Source organism: Pseudomonas sp. P8_241 (genome assembly GCF_034008315.1).
GTDB lineage: Bacteria > Pseudomonadota > Gammaproteobacteria > Pseudomonadales > Pseudomonadaceae > Aquipseudomonas.
Window position 1 is genome coordinate 2,543,946 of the sequence record NZ_CP125377.1, and the last position, 17,820, is coordinate 2,561,765.

General features: G+C 60.5%; 14 protein-coding genes. 6 read left to right on the forward strand and 8 right to left on the reverse strand.

The genetic code is table 11. The features are described from left to right. Positions 1–2: 2 nt before the first annotated feature. From QMK58_RS11700 to QMK58_RS11730, 7 genes are all read right to left on the reverse strand, one after another. Positions 3–1,028, reverse strand: a complete 1,026-nt coding sequence (locus QMK58_RS11700; protein WP_053158280.1) for a polysaccharide biosynthesis/export family protein — start codon at positions 1,026–1,028, stop codon at positions 3–5. A gap of 22 nt (positions 1,029–1,050) precedes the next feature. Beyond that, positions 1,051–1,698 carry a CpsD/CapB family tyrosine-protein kinase gene (locus QMK58_RS11705; protein ID WP_320396318.1) on the reverse strand — a complete coding sequence of 216 codons (648 nt, stop codon included), beginning with the start codon at positions 1,696–1,698 and terminating at the stop codon, positions 1,051–1,053. Further along, positions 1,699–2,445 (reverse strand): sugar transferase, encoded by a 747-nt coding sequence (locus QMK58_RS11710; protein ID WP_053158286.1) that lies wholly within the window; start codon positions 2,443–2,445, stop codon positions 1,699–1,701. It lies immediately after the preceding gene. Positions 2,446–2,492: 47 nt separating this feature from the next. After that, the gene (locus QMK58_RS11715) at positions 2,493–3,497 is read right to left on the reverse strand and encodes an NAD-dependent epimerase (RefSeq protein WP_320396319.1); all 1,005 of its coding nucleotides are present in this window, start codon (positions 3,495–3,497) and stop codon (positions 2,493–2,495) included. Continuing rightward, positions 3,494–4,846, reverse strand: coding sequence for a UDP-glucose dehydrogenase family protein (locus QMK58_RS11720; protein WP_053158292.1), 1,353 nt, complete (start codon positions 4,844–4,846; stop codon positions 3,494–3,496). The genes QMK58_RS11715 and QMK58_RS11720 overlap by 4 nt, the downstream gene beginning before the upstream one ends. 553 nt (positions 4,847–5,399) lie before the next feature. Then, positions 5,400–7,340: an acyltransferase family protein gene (locus tag QMK58_RS11725; RefSeq protein WP_320396320.1), complete on the reverse strand. Its 1,941-nt coding sequence runs from the start codon at positions 7,338–7,340 to the stop codon at positions 5,400–5,402. A 152-nt stretch (positions 7,341–7,492) separates the two neighbouring features. Further along, positions 7,493–8,533, reverse strand: a complete 1,041-nt coding sequence (locus QMK58_RS11730) for a helix-turn-helix transcriptional regulator (protein ID WP_053158298.1) — start codon at positions 8,531–8,533, stop codon at positions 7,493–7,495. Between the two features lie 71 nt (positions 8,534–8,604). On the opposite strand from QMK58_RS11730, the gene QMK58_RS11735 reads away from it, so the two are divergent. Continuing rightward, the gene (locus tag QMK58_RS11735; protein WP_053158301.1) at positions 8,605–9,519 is read left to right on the forward strand and encodes a LysR family transcriptional regulator; all 915 of its coding nucleotides are present in this window, start codon (positions 8,605–8,607) and stop codon (positions 9,517–9,519) included. 66 nt (positions 9,520–9,585) lie between these two features. Here the strand turns inward: QMK58_RS11735 and QMK58_RS11740 are convergent, their stop codons facing one another. Continuing rightward, positions 9,586–10,503, reverse strand: coding sequence for a LysR family transcriptional regulator (locus tag QMK58_RS11740; RefSeq protein WP_053158304.1), 918 nt, complete (start codon positions 10,501–10,503; stop codon positions 9,586–9,588). Positions 10,504–10,600: 97 nt separating this feature from the next. Here QMK58_RS11740 and QMK58_RS11745 point away from each other — a divergent pair, with 97 nt between their 5' ends. From QMK58_RS11745 to QMK58_RS11765, 5 genes are all read left to right on the forward strand, one after another. Further along, a complete protein-coding gene (locus tag QMK58_RS11745) occupies positions 10,601–11,446 on the forward strand; it encodes an AraC family transcriptional regulator (RefSeq protein ID WP_053158308.1) in 846 nt (281 codons plus the stop codon). Between the two features lie 270 nt (positions 11,447–11,716). Further along, on the forward strand, positions 11,717–13,543 hold the full coding sequence (locus QMK58_RS11750) for a DUF1302 domain-containing protein (protein ID WP_053158311.1): 1,827 nt from the start codon (positions 11,717–11,719) through the stop codon (positions 13,541–13,543). A gap of 11 nt (positions 13,544–13,554) precedes the next feature. Then, on the forward strand, positions 13,555–14,892 hold the full coding sequence (locus QMK58_RS11755; RefSeq protein ID WP_053158314.1) for a DUF1329 domain-containing protein: 1,338 nt from the start codon (positions 13,555–13,557) through the stop codon (positions 14,890–14,892). A 142-nt stretch (positions 14,893–15,034) separates the two neighbouring features. Next, positions 15,035–16,384 carry a DUF1254 domain-containing protein gene (locus QMK58_RS11760; RefSeq protein ID WP_320396321.1) on the forward strand — a complete coding sequence of 450 codons (1,350 nt, stop codon included), beginning with the start codon at positions 15,035–15,037 and terminating at the stop codon, positions 16,382–16,384. After that, entirely contained in the window at positions 16,381–17,760 is a 1,380-nt protein-coding gene (locus QMK58_RS11765; RefSeq protein ID WP_320396322.1) for a DUF1254 domain-containing protein, read from the forward strand. Before QMK58_RS11760 ends, QMK58_RS11765 begins: the two co-directional genes overlap by 4 nt. Positions 17,761–17,820: the final 60 nt, after the last annotated feature.

Genomic DNA, 17,820 nt, shown 5'->3' on the forward strand with positions numbered 1-17,820 from the left:
AGTTAGTCGTCACTGTCTTTGTTGTCGACGCGGTAGCTGAAGCTCATGCCCACGCCCTGGAACAACACCACGTCCGCCAATTGCCGTGCGAGCTCACCGGCGCTGGCCAGTTTGGTCTTGGGCACGTAGAGCATGTCGTCCGCCTGCAGGTAGGCGATTTGCGAGGCATCGCCGGACAGGGCTTTTTCCACGTCATAACGATGAGCAACTACCTGGTTGCCGTTGCGCCGCATGATCATCACCGAATCAAGGCGGGCCTTGATGTTGGAGCCCCGGGCCATGGTCAGCGCTTCGAGCACCGATACCGGGCGGCGAATCGGGTAGGAGCCGGGTTGGCCGACTTCACCCAGTACATAGATTTCATTGCCGGCGGTGGACTTGAGCAGCACGTCGACGGTCATCCGTCCCGGCAGTTGCGCATAGCGTTTATTGAGGAAGTCTTCCAGCTGATTGACCGTCATGCCTTGCAGCGGCACGGAGCCAATTTCCGGAAAACTGGCGTAGCCGTCGGTACCGACGGTGATCTCCCGGCTCATGCCGGTGCCGGGGTGGTTGAGGACAGACTTGAGGTTCTGTTCATTGGTCAGCGGGCTGGTGACGACCACCGACAGTTGATTGCGGTTGGGCTGGAACAATTGTTTGCGATCGTAGGCACGCTGGATTTCTGCGCGGGCCTGGTCACGGGTCAGCCCCTGGATATTCACCGAGGTGTTGGCCCCCGGCAGTTCGATGGTGCCGTCTGGCATTACCAGCTGGCTACCGTTGAGCTGACTGGCGGCAGTAAAGTTCAGTGCGACCTGGTCACCGGCCTGCACGCGATAGGCATCGGTGCCACTGGTGCTGATGTGGAAAATCACGTCCAGCACATCCTGCGGGCGCAGGGTCTGCTCGACCTTGGGCACATCGGTGGCCTGGGCATTGGCCGGTGCGGCGGTCAGGATCTGCACCGGCATGCTTTGAGCCGTATCAGTGGTACTGGTGCAACCTGCGAGCGGCAGCAACAGCAGGACAAGCAATTTTGCGTTCATGTCGTCATCCTTTGGCGATTGCTCACAGGTTTTTGTACAGCCACTTGGGCATGTAGTACTTGCGTCGGTTGAACACGCTGCCAACCAGTTTCGCCCCGGCCTGGCTCAGACGCTGGACCGCCGCCTGGGCGACTTCCCAGCGGGTGTCTTCGGAGCGTACGACCATGATCACGCCGTCCACCTGGGTGCTGATGACCAGGGTGTCGGAAGCCGAATACACCGCGTCACCGTCGATCACCACGAACCGGTACTGACTGCCGAGCTGATCGAGCAACGGGCTCAGGCGCTCGGGCGTCAGGTGTTCGGTACCAGGGGAGTACCGGCCATTGGGCAACACGTGGAAGGGCAGGCTGGAGACGTTCATCACGCAGTCCTGCAACAACGGCGGGTTCTGATCGTTGAACAACAGGTCGCGAAAGCCTTTTTCCTTGGTCAGACCCAATTGCTGCGTAAGGTTGGTCGTCGATTGGCTCGCATCGACCAGCAGGACCAGCCCGCTGCTCATCTGCGCCAGTTGACTGGCCAGCGCCAGGGCGCTGGTGCTGGTGCCAGCGCCGGGGTTGGCGGCGGTCAGGAAAAGGATCCGCAGATCTTGATCGAGCACGGTCGAGGTCAGGTTGGACTCGCTCGGGTTGGCAATGCTGAGACTTTTGGCTATTGAACCGTCCATTTAACTCGCTCCGTGTCCGCTGAACACTTTGAAAGGGGTTTTCAAGAGAATCTTCAGATCAAGCAGCAGGCTCTGCTCGGCGATATAGCTGAGATCCAACTCAACGCGCTGGTCGAAGTCGATGTTGCTGCGCCCGGAGATCTGCCACAGGCCGGTCATGCCGGGGTAGATGCTCAGGCGCGCAAGATGGCTGTCCTTGTAGCGGTAGGCGTTGAACGAGGTCGGCCGGGGGCCCACCAGGCGCATGTCGCCCAGCACCACGTTGAACAGGTTGGGTAGCTCGTCCAGACTGGTGCGCCGCAGAAAGCCGCCGATACCGGTGATGCGCGGGTCCCTGTCGATCTTGAAATCGATGGCATCGGCCCCGTGCTTGTTCAGGTGTCGCAGGGACTCCTTGAGCTCTTCGGCGTTGGCGACCATGGTGCGGAACTTGTACATGCCGAACAGGCGGCCACGGTAGCCGGTGCGTTTCTGCACAAACATCACCGGGCCCGGGCTGGTGAATTTGACGGCCAGCGCCAACCCCAGCAGTACCGGCGAAATCAGCACCAGGATCATCAGCGCGCCAAAACAGGCGACCACGCGATTGGTGCGCGACAAGGTCCACGGTCGGCCGCCGTCACGACCCGTGATCCAGCCCCGGCCTTGCATGTGGATCGCCGCATCCATGCGCATGCGGTGCTCGGGATCGAGGCGCTTGTCACGGCGCATTTGGTTGATCGGTACGTTCTTTTCCAGTCCAGTCATAGCGTCCTCCGCAGACTTCCGCCGCAAGCGGCGTGGGCGACAGGCAGTCAGTAGTAAGTGCGGAACCAGGCAATGAAGCGCCCGAGTCCATCATCCAGCTCGATACAGGGCTGGAAACCGGTAGCGCGTGCCAGGTCGGAGGCATCGGCGCAGGTATTGAGAACGTCGCCGGGTTGCAGGGGCAGCAACTCCACCTCGGCTTTTTTTCCCAAATGTTTTTCCAGCAGCGCCAGATAATCCTTGAGCTCTACCGGGTGCTGGCCGCCGATGTTGTAGATGCGCCAGGGCGCCATGCTGGTGGCCGGGTCCGGTTGTTCCCGGTCCCATTCGGCGTTGGCTTGTGGTGGGCGATCGATCAGTCGGGCAATGCTCTCGATGATGTCGTCGATGTAGGTGAAGTCGCGCTGGTGCTCGCCGTAGTTGAACAACTTCAGCGGCTGACCATCGGCGATCGCCCGGGCGAACTGGATCGGCGACATGTCGGGGCGACCCCAGGGGCCGTACACGGTGAAAAAACGCAGGCCGGTGCAAGGAACGTTGAACAGGTGGCTGTAGCTGTGGGCCATCAGTTCGTTGGATTTCTTTGTCGCGGCATACAGCGACAGCGGGTGATCGACGTTGTCCTGCACCGAATAAGGCGTGTGCTGGTTGGCGCCATACACCGAACTGGACGAGGCGTAGATCAGGTGCTTGACCGGGTGCTTGCGGCAGCCTTCGAGGATGTTGAGGAAGCCGCTCAAGTTGCTGTCGACGTAGGCCCGTGGATTTTCCAGGGAGTAACGAACCCCGGCCTGGGCACCGAGGTGAATCACGACGTCGGGTTTTTCATCGGAAAACAGCGTTTCCATGGCCTCGGCATCGGCCAGGTCAACCGTTGAGAGCTGGAAATGGCCGACCTGCTCCTGCACCCAGCGCACGCGATCGTGCTTGAGTTGCGGGTCGTAGTAACTGTTGAAGTTGTCCAGCCCGAATACCTGGTGTCCGTCGCGCATCAGCCGCAACACACAATGGGCTCCAATGAATCCGGCGGCGCCGGTGACCAGAATTTTCATGGGCGCACGGCCTCGGGCACAATGTGGCGCAAGCCAATACCGCTATAATGCAGGCCGGCCGCTGCGACATGTTCCGGGTTATAGAGATTGCGACCGTCGATGATCACCCGCGAGCGAAGCTTGCTCGCCAGCAAGTCGAAGTCCACGACCCGGAAGTTTTTCCATTCGGTGCAGATCACCAGGGCGTCGGCATCCTCCAGCGTGTCGTCACGGGTGGCACACAGATGCAGGTCATCGCGGTAGCCATAAATGCGTCGGCATTCGGACATGGCTTCCGGGTCGTAGGCTTGCACGCTCGCGCCTTCGGCCCACAACGCTTCCATCAGGTAGCGGCTCGGCGCTTCACGCATGTCATCGGTGTTGGGCTTGAACGCCAGGCCCCAGATGGCGATGGATTTACCGGCCAGTCCTTCAGGGAATTTCGCCTTGAGTTTGCCGAACAGAATGTGCCGCTGACTGTCGTTGACGTCGGTCACGCTGCGCAGCAGACGCAGGGGCATGCCGCTGTGTTCGGCGGTGTGCAGCAGGGCCCGCAGGTCCTTGGGGAAGCACGAGCCACCAAAGCCGCAGCCGGGATAGATGAAGTGGTAACCGATGCGCGGATCGGAGCCGATGCCTTTGCGCACCGATTCGATGTCCGCCCCCAGCAACTCGGTGAGATTAGCCAGTTCGTTCATGAAGCTGATGCGCGTGGCGAGCATCGCGTTGGCCGCGTATTTGGTCAGCTCGGCGCTGCGGTTGTCCATGAACATCAGTTTTTCGTGATTGCGGCAGAACGGCGCGTACAGATCACTCATCTGGGTGCGGGCTTCATCGTCGTCGGTACCGACGATGATCCGGTCCGGACGCATGCAATCGGCCAGGGCGCTGCCTTCTTTGAGAAACTCCGGGTTGGACACCACCCGTACTTTCAGTGCGTCCTTGCCCCGGCGCTGTAACTCTTGACGCGCCGCGGCGCTGACCTGGTCGGCGGTACCGACCGGTACCGTGGATTTGATGATCAGCGTGTGATCGGCTTCCATGAAATTGGCGATTTGCCGAGCCACGTTCAGTACGTGACTGAGGTCTGCAGAACCGTCTTCATCAGCGGGCGTACCGACGGCGATAAAGATCAGTTCGGCATGTTCCACCGCGTCGCTGGCCTGGGTGGTGAACATCAAGCGACCGGCTTTGATGTTTTCCTCCAGGGTACTGGAGAGTCCCGGTTCACTAATCGGTGGAACAGCTTGCTGTAACTGTCTGATCTTGTTCGGATCGATGTCGACACACAGGACACGATGTCCGACATCGGCCAGTGCGGCTGCTTGTATCAGGCCAACATAGCCCGTACCAAATACGCTCACGTCCATTTTGGCGTGCCTCGTAAGACGGTGGAAAAGGGATAAACAAGACTGTCAAAAGGGGTATAGCCCAGCCTTGGCAAAGCGTGTCAGCAAAATGACGTGTTAAGCCCATAAGACACCCCCGAAAATGGGGGGCCATTTGCCATCAAAGTCTTGCCATTACTGGGGTCGGCCCGATTTAAAGGGTTTTCAGCGACTTCCAACAAATCGATAAACGGTCGTAGGCCCCAGAATTAAAGGGCTGTAAGAACTTGAATGTGTCAGATTTGAGGCAACACTTTTTTGACGGTCTGTGTAAAAGTCCGACAATTCTGCCGTGGTTATGGCACGGTGCCAGTGTCAAGAAACAGCCGACAATCTGTTGGCAAAGAATGCGCTGGAAAGTCATCGCCAATCCGCTAAGCGCACGCTCAAACCGCGCCATCAGCCTGGCAGTTACGGGGGGTATTGGGGGGAGACCTGTACGTGACGTCGGTGCGCCTGTCTTGAAGGCGATGCAAGGGCTAAGCGCCGTCCATGGCGCCTGCGATCGAAGCCCTCTCAGGGGTGATTGATCACATCAGTTCATGGTGGAGCTATCCAGCCGGATGTCGGCAGTGCGCGCCGACTGCGCCGGATCGTGCAGCAAGGTGAAGCCGCGATTGAGCAGCGTGCTGCCGATAAATCGCGAGCCCACTTCATTCAGGTGAGAGTCATCCAGATACAACAGTTGCCCCTGGATGATCGGGCTGCACACGCCTGCGGGGCATATCACTTGATTGGGGTCGATAAAGCGCACCTGCGGGAACCGGGTTCTCACGTGCGCCCAATAAGGCGGCAGCGCGCTCTGGGAGACCGAGCAATCGCGCTCGGTGCCGAACATCAAACGGCGAATCGGACAGCTCGCTGCCTTTTCGATGTGTTGATTGCTCAAAATGACAATCACCTGGCCGCTGTTTTCAACCACCCGCTGAATGCTGGCTTCGACGATGTCTCTGGCCCTGTCATCCTTGGGCCATATCGCGGCCAACACCACATAACGGTATTTGTTTTGCTCGATCAGGTTGAACACCCGCTCATTGCGTTTCGCGCAATGCTCGGCATACACCGGCGGCATTTCGGCGGTGTAGCCGATGATTGGCGGGCAGGAGTCCATGGTGTAATCCATGAGTGCGATATTGTTCGGTTTGGCCAGGATGTCGACCATGCCGGTGAAGTGATTGGCAAACGAGTCACCGATCATGATGCCGTCCAGCCCTTCCTTTTTGGCGCCCAGGCGGCAGTTCTCATTGGGTGCGGTGCCATACAGTGCATTGGGTACGTGACAGCCGGAGCGGACCTCGCTGGGCTTGCTCAGGGTCATCGCCTCCAGCGCCGAAACCCCGGGGCTGAAACGTTGGGAAAAACCGTTGAAGTGCAGGCTCAGCGCGGCTATCGCGGCCAGTCCGAGCGCCGGCAGGGCGAAACGACGGGTGAACACCCGGGAGAAATGCCAGGTTGCTCCGCTGCGCCGAAACGGCACTTCGACATAACGCCAGGACAACCATGAGAGCAGGACCGAGGCCGCGATGAGCAGCGTGGCTACAGGCAGGTCGATGGGGATTGCGAGGTAGTTCAGGTAGGCGATCAGCGGCCAGTGCCACAAGTACAGCGAATAAGAGATCAAACCGACAAACACCATCGGCCGGCTGGTCAGCAGGCGCGAGTGCCGGTCACCACTGCCCGCCAGGATCAACGAGGCGGCGCCCAGGCAGGGGATCAGGGCATTGAGTCCGGGGAAGGTGGAATAGGGGTTCAAGGCAAACAGCGAGAAACCGATCAACAGATAGCCTGCAAGCGCAAATCCGTGAGCGGCCAGCTTGCCGATGACACGCGGCTGGTGCAGGTAAATCCCCAGCAGTCCGCCGAGCATCAGTTCGAAAAAACGCGTCGGCAACAGGTAGTAGGCTGCCGTCGCGAAGACGCCTGTCGCGTACTCGGAAACGCCTACCGCGGCCACCACGCCGATGGCCAGTACGGGCAGAACGTAGCGTGGTGCCAGGCGATAGAGCAACACGATGAACAGTGGCCAAATGACGTAGAACTGCTCCTCGATACCCAGCGACCAGGTATGCAGCAAGGGCGCTTCACTGGCATCGGCGGCGAAGTAGTTGCCGTACTTGATCCAGATGTAAACGTTGGAGACGCCCAGCAGAGAGAACAGCGCGCTGACGTTGAGCCGGATCAGGTCGACCGGCGACAGAATGAAGGCCCCGACCACGACGGTCGCCAGCAATACCGTTACCAGCGCTGGCACGATGCGGTTGATGCGTCGCTGATAAAAACCCTTGAGCGAGAAAGCGTTGCGTTTGACCTCTGAAAACACCTGAGAGGTGATCAGAAAACCGGAGATCACAAAGAAGATATCGACCCCCACGAACCCGCCTGGCAACAGACGGGTGTTGAGGTGATGCAACAGCACCGCAATCACCGCTACAGCGCGCAACCCGTCAATATCGGAGCGGTATTTGCCTTGATTCATGTGCCGGACCATCCCTAATGCTTGAGCCATCCATCGACGTCCGCCCCATGACACACTGTCAAGAATCTGGACACTCAACCTCACTAGTCATTTGTAGCTGGAAAATGGGGGGACGCAAAACCCAAACCGCCCGACGCACAGGATCCTGGCTTTTATTTTCCGCCGCGTACCCGGTATGCCCCCGGCGCACATCCCAACCACCGCATACATGCCCGGTTGAAACTCTGCACGTCGCTGTAGCCCAACCGGTCGGAAATCTCCACCAGCTCCAGGTCCGTCGCTTGCAGAAAGTCTTCGGCGCGGCAATGGCGGTACTCGTCCAACAACTCTGAAAAGCTCCAGCCCAGCGCCTTCAGGCGCCGCGCCGCGGTGCGTTCGAGCAGATGATGGGCCGCACAGAACTGCTGCCAGTTCGCATCGGCAAGGTCGGCGATCAGGTGGTCGCTGACTTGCTCCAGCAAGGTTGGCTCACTGTTGCGCCGGGTCTGTTCCAGCAGGTCGACCAGGGTCTGCTCCAGCTCATGATTGCCTGGCGTCAAAGCGATGACGAAAAGCTGTGGGTCGAGGTGAATCGAATACAGCGGCTGCTGCCATTGCACGGAAGTGCGCAAGGCTTGCTCATGTTCCCCAGGGTTGACGGGCCAAGGTCCGGGCAGGCTGACAGCCCGCACCGGATCGCGCTCCAGGCCGCTGGCGAGGAATTTGCGCCGCAACATGCTGCACAGGCTGATGAGAATGTAGTCGGCCGTCGCCGCAGGGGCCTTGACGCTTCCGCATTCGAGCAGGCGCAGTTCGACAGTGTTTTCGCCGCGCACGATCTGCGCCTGAAAGTGACCGTTGAAAAACGGAAAGAACCGCACGAAATACTGACAGGCATTGTCCAGCGAGGCGGCTACGTCGAACAGGTAGGTCAAGCCATTGGTGGCGGTCGAAACGAAGCGTCGGCCCGCCGCCAGACCGATCAATGGATCGCCGGTCTGCTCCAGGGCAAACGCCCAGAAGCGTCGGGACATGAACAGCGGTATGCGCATGAACGGCGTGCGCAATTCGAACAGGCTGCGACGAAACAGGTCTTCGATACGTTCCCGGGCTATTCCGCGCGCGAGCAATTCTTCAATGGCCGGCAACAGGGTCGGGGCATAGAACGCATTGGTCGAGGGTGGAGCCTGCAATGGCTGATCGCTTTTTGTCATGTAGGGCTCACAGCTTGTTCCGGAACACTGGTTAGGCTGCCCGACGTTAAGCGATTTGCCGGAGCAAGACCATGCTTGATTTACGCCAGCTCGACCTGAACCTGTTGCTTGCCTTCGATGCGATCTACCAACAGCGCAGCGTCACCCGCGCCGCTGAGGTGATGTGTTTGTCGCAACCGGCCATGAGCAACGCGTTGCGTCGCCTGCGCGAATTGTGCGGCGATCCGTTGTTCATCAAAAGCCGTCTGGGAGTGACCCCGACACTGGTTGCCCATCGCCTGGCCGACTATGTGCGAGCGGCGCTGGAGTCGTTGCGCGACGGCTTGCGCATGATTCCCGCCGCGCGGCAGAACAACCCGCTGCTGCGCATCAGTTGCCTGGATTGCCTGCAACCGGTATTGCTCGATGCCTTGCTCGAATCACCCCATGCCGACTGGCAGGTGCGCTATTTCCAGCCGCGGCGCCGTGATGCCTTGCAGGATCTGGCCAGCGGCAAACTCGATATCCTCATCGACCTCGACCAGCCCCTGGCCGGACTCGCTGGCCTGCACAAGCAATCACTGCCGGTCGATCATTACGTGTTCGCCTATGGCGCGGCGCTCAAGGAGCCGCCGCGTACCCTGCAAGCCTATCTGGAGCAACCGCAGATTCAGGTGTCCAGCCGCCGCGACGGGCTCAGCCCGGTGGATCTGCATCTGGGCTTGAAAGGCCTGCGCCGAAACCTGGCGATGAGCACGCAAAGCACTCTGGCCGCCAAGCTGATTGCCGACCGCCAGCCGTTCGGCATCAGCCTGCCGAGCCGCGTTGCCAGTGTGCTGGGAATGCAGCAGGTGCCGCTGCCGCTGGACGAACCGGTGGAGTTGAAACTGGCGCTGTACATCGAGGCCCGCTACCGCTTCGAACGCAGCCGCGAAGAAGCGATGCATTGCCTGTTGCGCGCCCTTGGCGAGCCGCGGGCGTTGCAGGCGCTGGCGCGGCGAGCCTGACTGGCGGCGTCACGCACAACCCTGCAGGAGCGAGCTTGCTCCTACAGGGGGGTGTTTTCAAAGGGGCTAGTTTGACGCCAGCAAACGCCGGTCAACGCTCAGGATCGCGTCGACCATCGCCAGCGCCGCCGGTGTCAGTGAATGCCCGGCGCGGCTGACGATGCCGTAATGCAGTTGCAGGCCGGGATCATCTTTGGGCACGTCGGAAAACTCCAGCAAACGGATCAGCCCTTGATCGACCAGTTCAGCCAGCGCTTCCACGGTGGCGATGCCAACCGCGTCCGAGCGCATGACCACACGGCGGATGGCGTCGAACTGTGCGCACTCGACGCTGGGGTTGAAATCCGGCTCGCCCTGTACGTCGGCGAGGATCTTGCGGATCATCGGCGGAATACGCGTACCGACCACCGCATAGTCGAGCAGAGCACGCAGGGACAGCTTTTCACGCTGGGCCAGGGGATGCCCGGCGCGACAGAAGAACCGCCCGCGCCGGGGTCGCAGCACGTGCACCTGATATTGCGGGTCGCCGGTGAAGTAACGCGAATCCGCCACCAGAAACTCGATCTGTTGTTCGCGCAGCCACAGCGCCAGTTGCTCCCAATCGCCCTGATCAAAACTGATGCGGATCGCCGGATGCGCCTGGATAAATTCCGCCAGCGCCTCGGGCACCAGCAACTGAGCGGGGTAGGGGCCGCACCCGAACTTCAACTCACCGCCGGTCAGGCCGTTGTACTGGGTCAGCTCGTTATGCAGAGCCTGACTGCCGGCGAGCAGGCGGCGGGCATGTTGCAGCACCAGTTCACCCTGGCCGGTGAGGCGAAACTCCCGGCTGCTGCGTTCAACGAGGGCACAATCGAGATCACGCTCAAGGGTCTGGATGCTGCGGCTGAAGGCAGGCTGGCTGAGATTGATCGCCTCGGCAGCACGGCCGAAGTTGCGGTAATCGGCCAGCGCGACGAGGTGGCGAAGCTGTCGTAAATCCATCATGCGTCTCCTGCATTCAGCGGATACTTTTAATGCATTGGATCGATATCACAGAGACTGGCATAAGTACACGCCTGTCTTCTTTGCGTAGCGTGCCATGACCCGTCAACCGTTCATTTCCAGCGCGTTCACTCGCACCATTCTCAGCCATGCCCGGGAGTCCGGGTTGTGTCAGGCGCAATTGCTGGAGCGTGCCGGCATTAGTCTTTCGCTGTTGGATGAGCAGGGGGCACATGTCCCGGCACACCTGGTCGAACGCCTGTGGAGCGAATGCGAACGCGCAGGCGCGGGGGCTTCCTTCGGCTGCGAATTGGTCAATGGCATGGCGACCACTACGTTGCAGGGCCTGAACATTTTACTGGACTCTGCCGCGACCCTGCGTGCGAGCCTGGCGTGCTTCACCGAGTTTTTGCCACGGGTCACCAACTACGTGATCGCCGAACTCGAAGAGGTGGGCGGGCAGGCTCGGTTACACCTGCGCAGTCTGGATCAACTGCCGCACTTTTTTGGCCTGGATGCCGCGACCTTGAGCCTGGTGCGCAACATTTCGCGACGACTCGGCAGGGCACCCGGTGAGGTGTTTGCCTCGGTCAGCCTGACGGGGCAGCAAGCAGCCGGCAATTGGTTGCAGGGTGTCGGTGTCAATGTACGCGAAGGGCCGCATCCGTGTCTGAGCCTGCCTTTGGCCTGTCTGGATGAATCGTTGTTGGGGGCCAATCCGTTTTTGCATCAGAGCATGTTGAGGCATTGGCAAACGGCTGCGACGCAGCATAGCCGCACCGACAGCCTGGAGATGGCGCGGCATTGGTTGACGGCAGGGGATCAGCCTATCGAGCGGATTGCCGAGCGTCTTGGGTATCGGCAACCCAGCAATTTTATTCGGGCGTTTCGCAAGCAGTTCGGGATTACGCCCAAGCAGTTTCGGTTGGGGTTGCAGGCGTAGTTTTTTGTCGTGTGCATATTATTTGTGGTCGACGCAAAACTTGTGGGAGCTGGCTTGCCAGCGATGGCGGTCTGTCATTCAGCATTGATGTTGAAGCTGCCGGCCTTATCGCGAGCAAGCTTGCTCCTACAGGTTTGGGGTTGTTCGAATGGATTGTGAATACACCCAGAACCTCCCCCAATGATTACTTTTTGTCGGTCATCGCTTGCGTATCAAGGCCGACAATTAGGCACCGTGTCAGTGCTGAGCAAATCTGATCGGAGCCTAATAATGATAAAAAAATGCTCGGCCACAGCCCCAGTCCGCCAACGACTGACCCGGCTTGGCCACAACCGCCCGCAACCCCTTGCACTGGCGGTGCTTGCTGTACTCGCGGGCCCTGCGTCCGCCACCACCATCGACCTCAACGAAGACTGGAGCCTGTCGACCAAGACCACCCTGTCCCTGGGCAGCAGCTGGTCCACGCAGAATCCCGACAAGAGCCTGATGACCCGCGCCAACGCCTTGCAGGCGCAGGGCGTGAATGCCAATGGCACCAGCGTCAGCGCCGACGATAACCGGCTGAACTTCGAGAAGGGCGACCCCATTTCGCAGGTCTTCAAGGGCCTCACCGATTTCAGTCTCGACGGTCAGGGCCAGGGCGCGTTCGTTCGCTTCAAGTACTGGTACGACCACGCCTACGAAACCCGGCAGGGGCGCTTCAAGGATTTCGACGATTCGGGTTGGGATGACCTGTCGAAATTCAAGGGCTTCGAGACGCTTGATGCTTACGTCTGGAAAGATTTCCAGATTGCCGAGCATCCATTGAACGTGAAGGTCGGCAATCAGGTGTTGTCCTGGGGCGAGGCGCTGCTGATCCAGAACGGCATCAACGTGATCAACCCGCTGGACGTTTCCGCGTTCAACCGACCCGGTGTGGAAATCAAGGAAGGTCAGTTGCCGGTGGAGATGATTTCCTTCAGTTTTGGCCTGACCGACACCACCAACCTCGAAGGCTTCTACCAATACAACTGGCGCCCCAGCGTTCTCGATGGTTGCGGTACGTTCTTCGCCAGCAGCGATGCGATCCAGAAGGGCTGCGGGCCGTTGTACCTGAGCCAGGTGCAGACCGATCAGCAGATGCAGGCAGCCGGGCTGTACGCCACGTCCCGCGGCAACGAATCACCGTCTGACAACGGTCAGTTCGGCTTCGCTTTACGCCAGATGATCCCGGCGCTGAACGATGCCGAAGCGGCGGTCTACTTCATCAACTACCACTCGCGTCTGCCGTACTTCACCCTCGATGCGAAAAACACCGCCATTCGCGGCACGTTCCCCGGTGGCATCCAAGGGCCGAGCTACGCGGCGGCGTTTCCGGAAGAAATCCGCCTGTACGGCATCAGCCTCAACGGGGTTGAGCCGGTGACCGGGATTTCCCTGGCCGGTGAGGTGAGTTATCGCCCGAACATGCCGTTGGCGATCAACGCACCAGACGTCAACGTCGCAGTGATCTCCGGTGTGGCGGGCAGTTCCTGGGTACAACTGCCGCCCGGTTTCAATGTCAACCGCGGCGACCGCTTTGACGCATGGGAGCGCAAGGGTGTGTGGCAGGCGACAGCATCGGCGACCCAGGCGGTCGACAACGTGCTGGGCGCCACGCGCCTGAGCCTGTTTGGCGAGGCCGGTGTCGTGCACATCGATGATCTGGGGGATGAGCGTCTGGGTCGTAACGCCGCGTTCGGTCGCAGTTCGACGCGCAACGGCACACCGTGTAACACCGTGGCCTCGGGCGTCACCAACCAGTACTGCACCGACAAGGGTTTTGCCACCGATTGGTCGTGGGGTTATCGCCTGCGCGCCAGCCTGGAATACAGCGACGTGTTGCCGGGCATCAACCTGATTCCGGCCGTCAACTGGCGGCATGACGTCGAGGGCTATTCCTACGATCCGCAAGGACCGTTCCAGGAGGGCCAACAAGCGCTGGGCCTCAGCCTGACCGGCGTCTACATGAACGATTACAGCGTGGAACTGGCCTACAACGCCTTCTTCGGTTCCAACGACTACAGCACCCTCGACGACCGCGACTTCGCATCCGTCAGCTTCAAGGCAGACTTCTAAGGAGAACCGTTATGCGTATGCAATTGTGCGTGCTGGCCCTGGCCTGCACCGTCGGCCTGGCACAGGCCAAAGGCACCGATTCGGCTGCCTTGGGCAAGACCCTGACCCCCATGGGCTCGGAAATGGCGGCGAACGCCGACGGCAGTATTCCGGCCTGGACCGGAGGCCTGATGAGCAATGCCGGCACCGTCGACAGCAAGGGCGGTTACAGCGATCCGTATGCCAGCGAGAAACCGTTGTTCACGGTCACGGCAAAGAACGTGGCGCAGTATGAAAAGTTTCTCAGCCCTGGGCAAATCGCGTTGTTCAAGCGTTTTCCCGACACCTACAAGATGAACATCTACCCGACCCATCGCAGCGCCAACTTGCCCAAGGACGTGCTGGCGGTGAGCCGCGATAACGTCGCCAAAACCAGCATGGCCGATGGCGGCAACGGTCTGCATGACTACGCCAAAGGCATTCCGTTTCCGCTGCCCACCGAAGGTCTTGAGGTGATGTGGAATCACATGACCCGCTACCGCGGCGGCAGTTACGAGCGCATCAGCAGCTCGGCGCTGGTGCGTGAAAACGGCGCGACCAGTTACGTGCGCAACCAGTCGTTGATCAACTTCGCCGACACCGTGGGCGGCCTGGAACCGGGCAACAACGTGTTGTTCATGTTCAAGAGCCGAGTGCTGGAACCGGCGCGTTTGTCCGGTGAAGCGGTGCTGGTGCATGAACCGATCGACCAGGTCGCCGAACCGCGTTCCGCCTGGCAATACCTGCCGGGCCAACGTCGCGTGCGCCGTGCGCCGATGATTGCCTATGACAACAGTGCCCGATACAGCAACGGCCTGATCACCGCTGACAACATCGACGGCTACAACGGTGCACCGGATCGTTTCGACTGGAAACTGGTGGGCAAGCAGGAGCTGTTCATCCCTTACAACAGCTACAAAATCGGTAGCCGCGACCTCAAGTACGACGCCGTGATCAAGCCCAACCACGTCAACCAGGACCTGGCTCGCTACGAGAAACATCGCGTGTGGGTCGTCGAAGCCACCCTCAAGCCTGGCGCCCGGCACATCTATGCCAAACGCCGTTTCTATGTCGACGAGGACAGCTGGCAGATTGCGCAGTCAGACCAGTACGACAGTCGTGGCGAGCTGTGGCGCAGCGGCGAGCTGCACGCGATTCAGCAGTACGACCATGGCTTTACCTACAACGTGCTGGAAACCTCCTATGACCTGATCTCCGGGCGTTACTACGCCGGTGGCCTGGCCAACGAAGAGACCGAGCCGATGCGCGTCGGCTTCGCCGCCAAGACCGACGACTACACCCCGTCGGACCTGCGGCGCTGGGCCAAATAACCCGATTTGCCCAAGTGCACCGCAAACCCCTTTGTAGGAGCCCGGCTTGCCGGCGATGGCGTCCGTAAGATCGCCATCGCCGGCAAGCCGGGCTCCTACAGGGACGGGTGTGTGCTGATGTTTATGAGGAAGGAGATCAACCATGCGCCACTGGATATCCGCTCTGGCCCTGGGCGCAAGCCTGGGCACCGTTCACGCGGGAACCCTCGACCAACCCCAGGCGAAAGCGCTGGCCCAAGAGGCCTATGTGTTCGCCTACGCCACCGCCGAGCACGACAAAGTGCTCACGGCGATCGCCGCCAAACTGCCGTTCAATCGGCTCTACAGCGAACCGCGATTGCTCGGCCCGCAAGACAACAAAGTCGTATCGCCGAACAACGACACGTTCTACTCCCGGGCGTTACTTGACCTGCGCAGCGAGCCGATGGTGTTGGATGTACCCGCCGTGCAAGGCCGTTACTACAGCTTTCAACTGGTCGACTTGCGTACCGACAACCTCGATTACATCGGCACTCGCGCCACCGGTCATCAGGCCGGGCGTTTCCTCATCGCCGGGCCGGACTGGCAGGGTGAGGTGCCGTCAGGTTTGAGCGGCGTGATTCGCTCGCCGAGTCGTCTGGTGTTTCTGCTGGGGCGCACCGAGGTCAAGGGTGAAGCCGATCAGAAAGACGCCGCGCAGGTGTTGAGCAGTTATGCGTTGCACCCCCTGTCCAAAGTGAGCGGTCGCGTGGCGCCTGAACCGTTGGCACCGCTGCAACTGCCCGCCTATCAGGACACCAAGCACGGTCCCGCCCAGGCGCTGTTCGATACGTTCAACGCATTGGCACCGTTGCACCAATGGACCGCCAGCGAACAGAAGAAGCTCGACCGTTTCGCCGTGATTGGTGTGAAGCCCGGCGTCCCGTTCCAACCGCCTGCGGACTTGAGCGAAGCCATTGCCCAAGGCGCCGAAGCGGGACGAGAGCAAGTGCGCCAAGCGTCCAGCCAGATATCGGTGGAGCAGCAGGGCTGGCTGCGTTCACCAACCAATGTCGGCAAGTTCGGTGACGACGACTTGACCCGCGCCGCCGTCGCCTGGCGCTACATCTACGCCAACGATCCGGTGGAAGCGCTGTACCCGATGGCGCTGCGTGATGCCCAAGGTCAACTGCTCGATGGCCAGCATGCGTACCGCCTGCATTTCCCGGCCGGGCAATTACCGCCGGTGAACGCGTTCTGGTCGCTGACCCTGTACGACGGCAAGACCCAATTGCTCGCGGCCAACCCGATCCAGCGTTACGCCCTGGGGGATCGCAGCCCGGGCTTGCAGTACGACGCCGACGGCGGCCTGACCCTGATCCTGCAACCCGATGCGCCGAAGACTGCGCCGCAGGGCAACTGGCTGCCAACGCCTCAAGGCCCATTCAACCTGTTACTGCGCTTGTACTTGCCGAAAGACGGGGCGCTGGATGGCCGTTATCGCTTGCCGACGATTGCGAGGGTCGAACCATGAATTCAATCGTCAGTCGCCGCCAGGTGTTGGGCTGTATGGGTGTACTAGGCGGTAGCCTGATGTTGCCGCGCTGGTTACTGGCCGCCGGTTCCGATGACCTGCGGGCAATCGCGCAGCAGGCATGGGTTTACGCCTATCCGATGCTCATGCACTACCAGACCCTGGAAAAACAGGCGCTCAACCCGACCGCGCCGGAGTACGTCGGCGGTTTCAATCGCTTTCGTCATTACAGCGAGTTGTTCACCCCGAGCAACCGCGACATCGTCACCCCGAACAACGACACGCCGTACTCCTGGGCCTGGCTGGACCTGCGCAGCGAGCCGCAAGTGTTGAGCGTGCCAGCGGTCGATGCAGACCGCTATTACGTGCACCAACTGGTCGACCAATACACCCACAACTTCGCGTATGTCGGCGTGCTCAGCACCGGTCGCGAAGCGGGGGATTACCTGATCGTCGGGCCGCACTGGCAAGGCCAGACGCCAGCAGGGATCAAGGCGGTACTGCGCAGCGAAACCGAAATCGTCATGGTACTGGGGCGTACCGGCCTGAAAAATGCCGATGACCTGCCCGCCGTGCGTGCGTTACAGCAGCAGTACCGATTGCGCTCGCTGCATGAATACACCGGCAGTGCGCCACCGGTTGCCGCGCCGGTGATTGCCTGGCAACCGTGGGACAGCAAGACTGGATTGGGGCCGGGCTTTATTTCAGCGCTGAACCTGATCCTCAGCCTGTGCCCGACGCATCCCTCTGAACAGGGCTTGCGTGCACGTTTCGCGCGGATCGGCATCGTGCCCGGCCAGGCGTTCGATGCGGCGACACTGCCGACCGATGTGCGTCAGGCATTGATCGCCGGCATCCAGGACGGGCAAGCGCAATTGCAAACGGCGATCAGCCAGACACGCAGTACCCTTGGACTGTTTGGCACCCGTGAAGCGTTGCATGGCAGTTACCTCAACCGTGCTGTCGCCGCGAATCTCGGCATCTACGGCAACAGTGTGGAGGAGGCGTTCTACACCGGTAGCCGCCAGGATGATCAAGGGCAACCACTGCAAGGTGGGCGTCGCTATCGACTTCGCTTCGCACCGGGGCAACTGCCACCGGCCAGCGAATTCTGGTCGCTGACGCTGTACGACTTGCCGGACCGGCAACTGGTAGCCAATACGATTGATCGTTATTGCCTGAGCAGCCGCGATCACTTGCAGAGGGACGCAGACGGTGGGTTGACGCTGAACCTGCAACCTTCGGCGCCATCATCGTCGAGCAACTGGCTGCCGACCCCGGCGCAGGGCGCGTTTACCGTGATTTTGCGGTTGTACGGGCCGAAGCAGGAAGTGATTGAACAGCGCTGGCGGATGCCGGTGGTTGAGCAAGTCTGAAAAAAAGATCGCCGCTGCGGCGGCCACCGTAGATACCGTCTTGCACCTCACTGCGCAAAT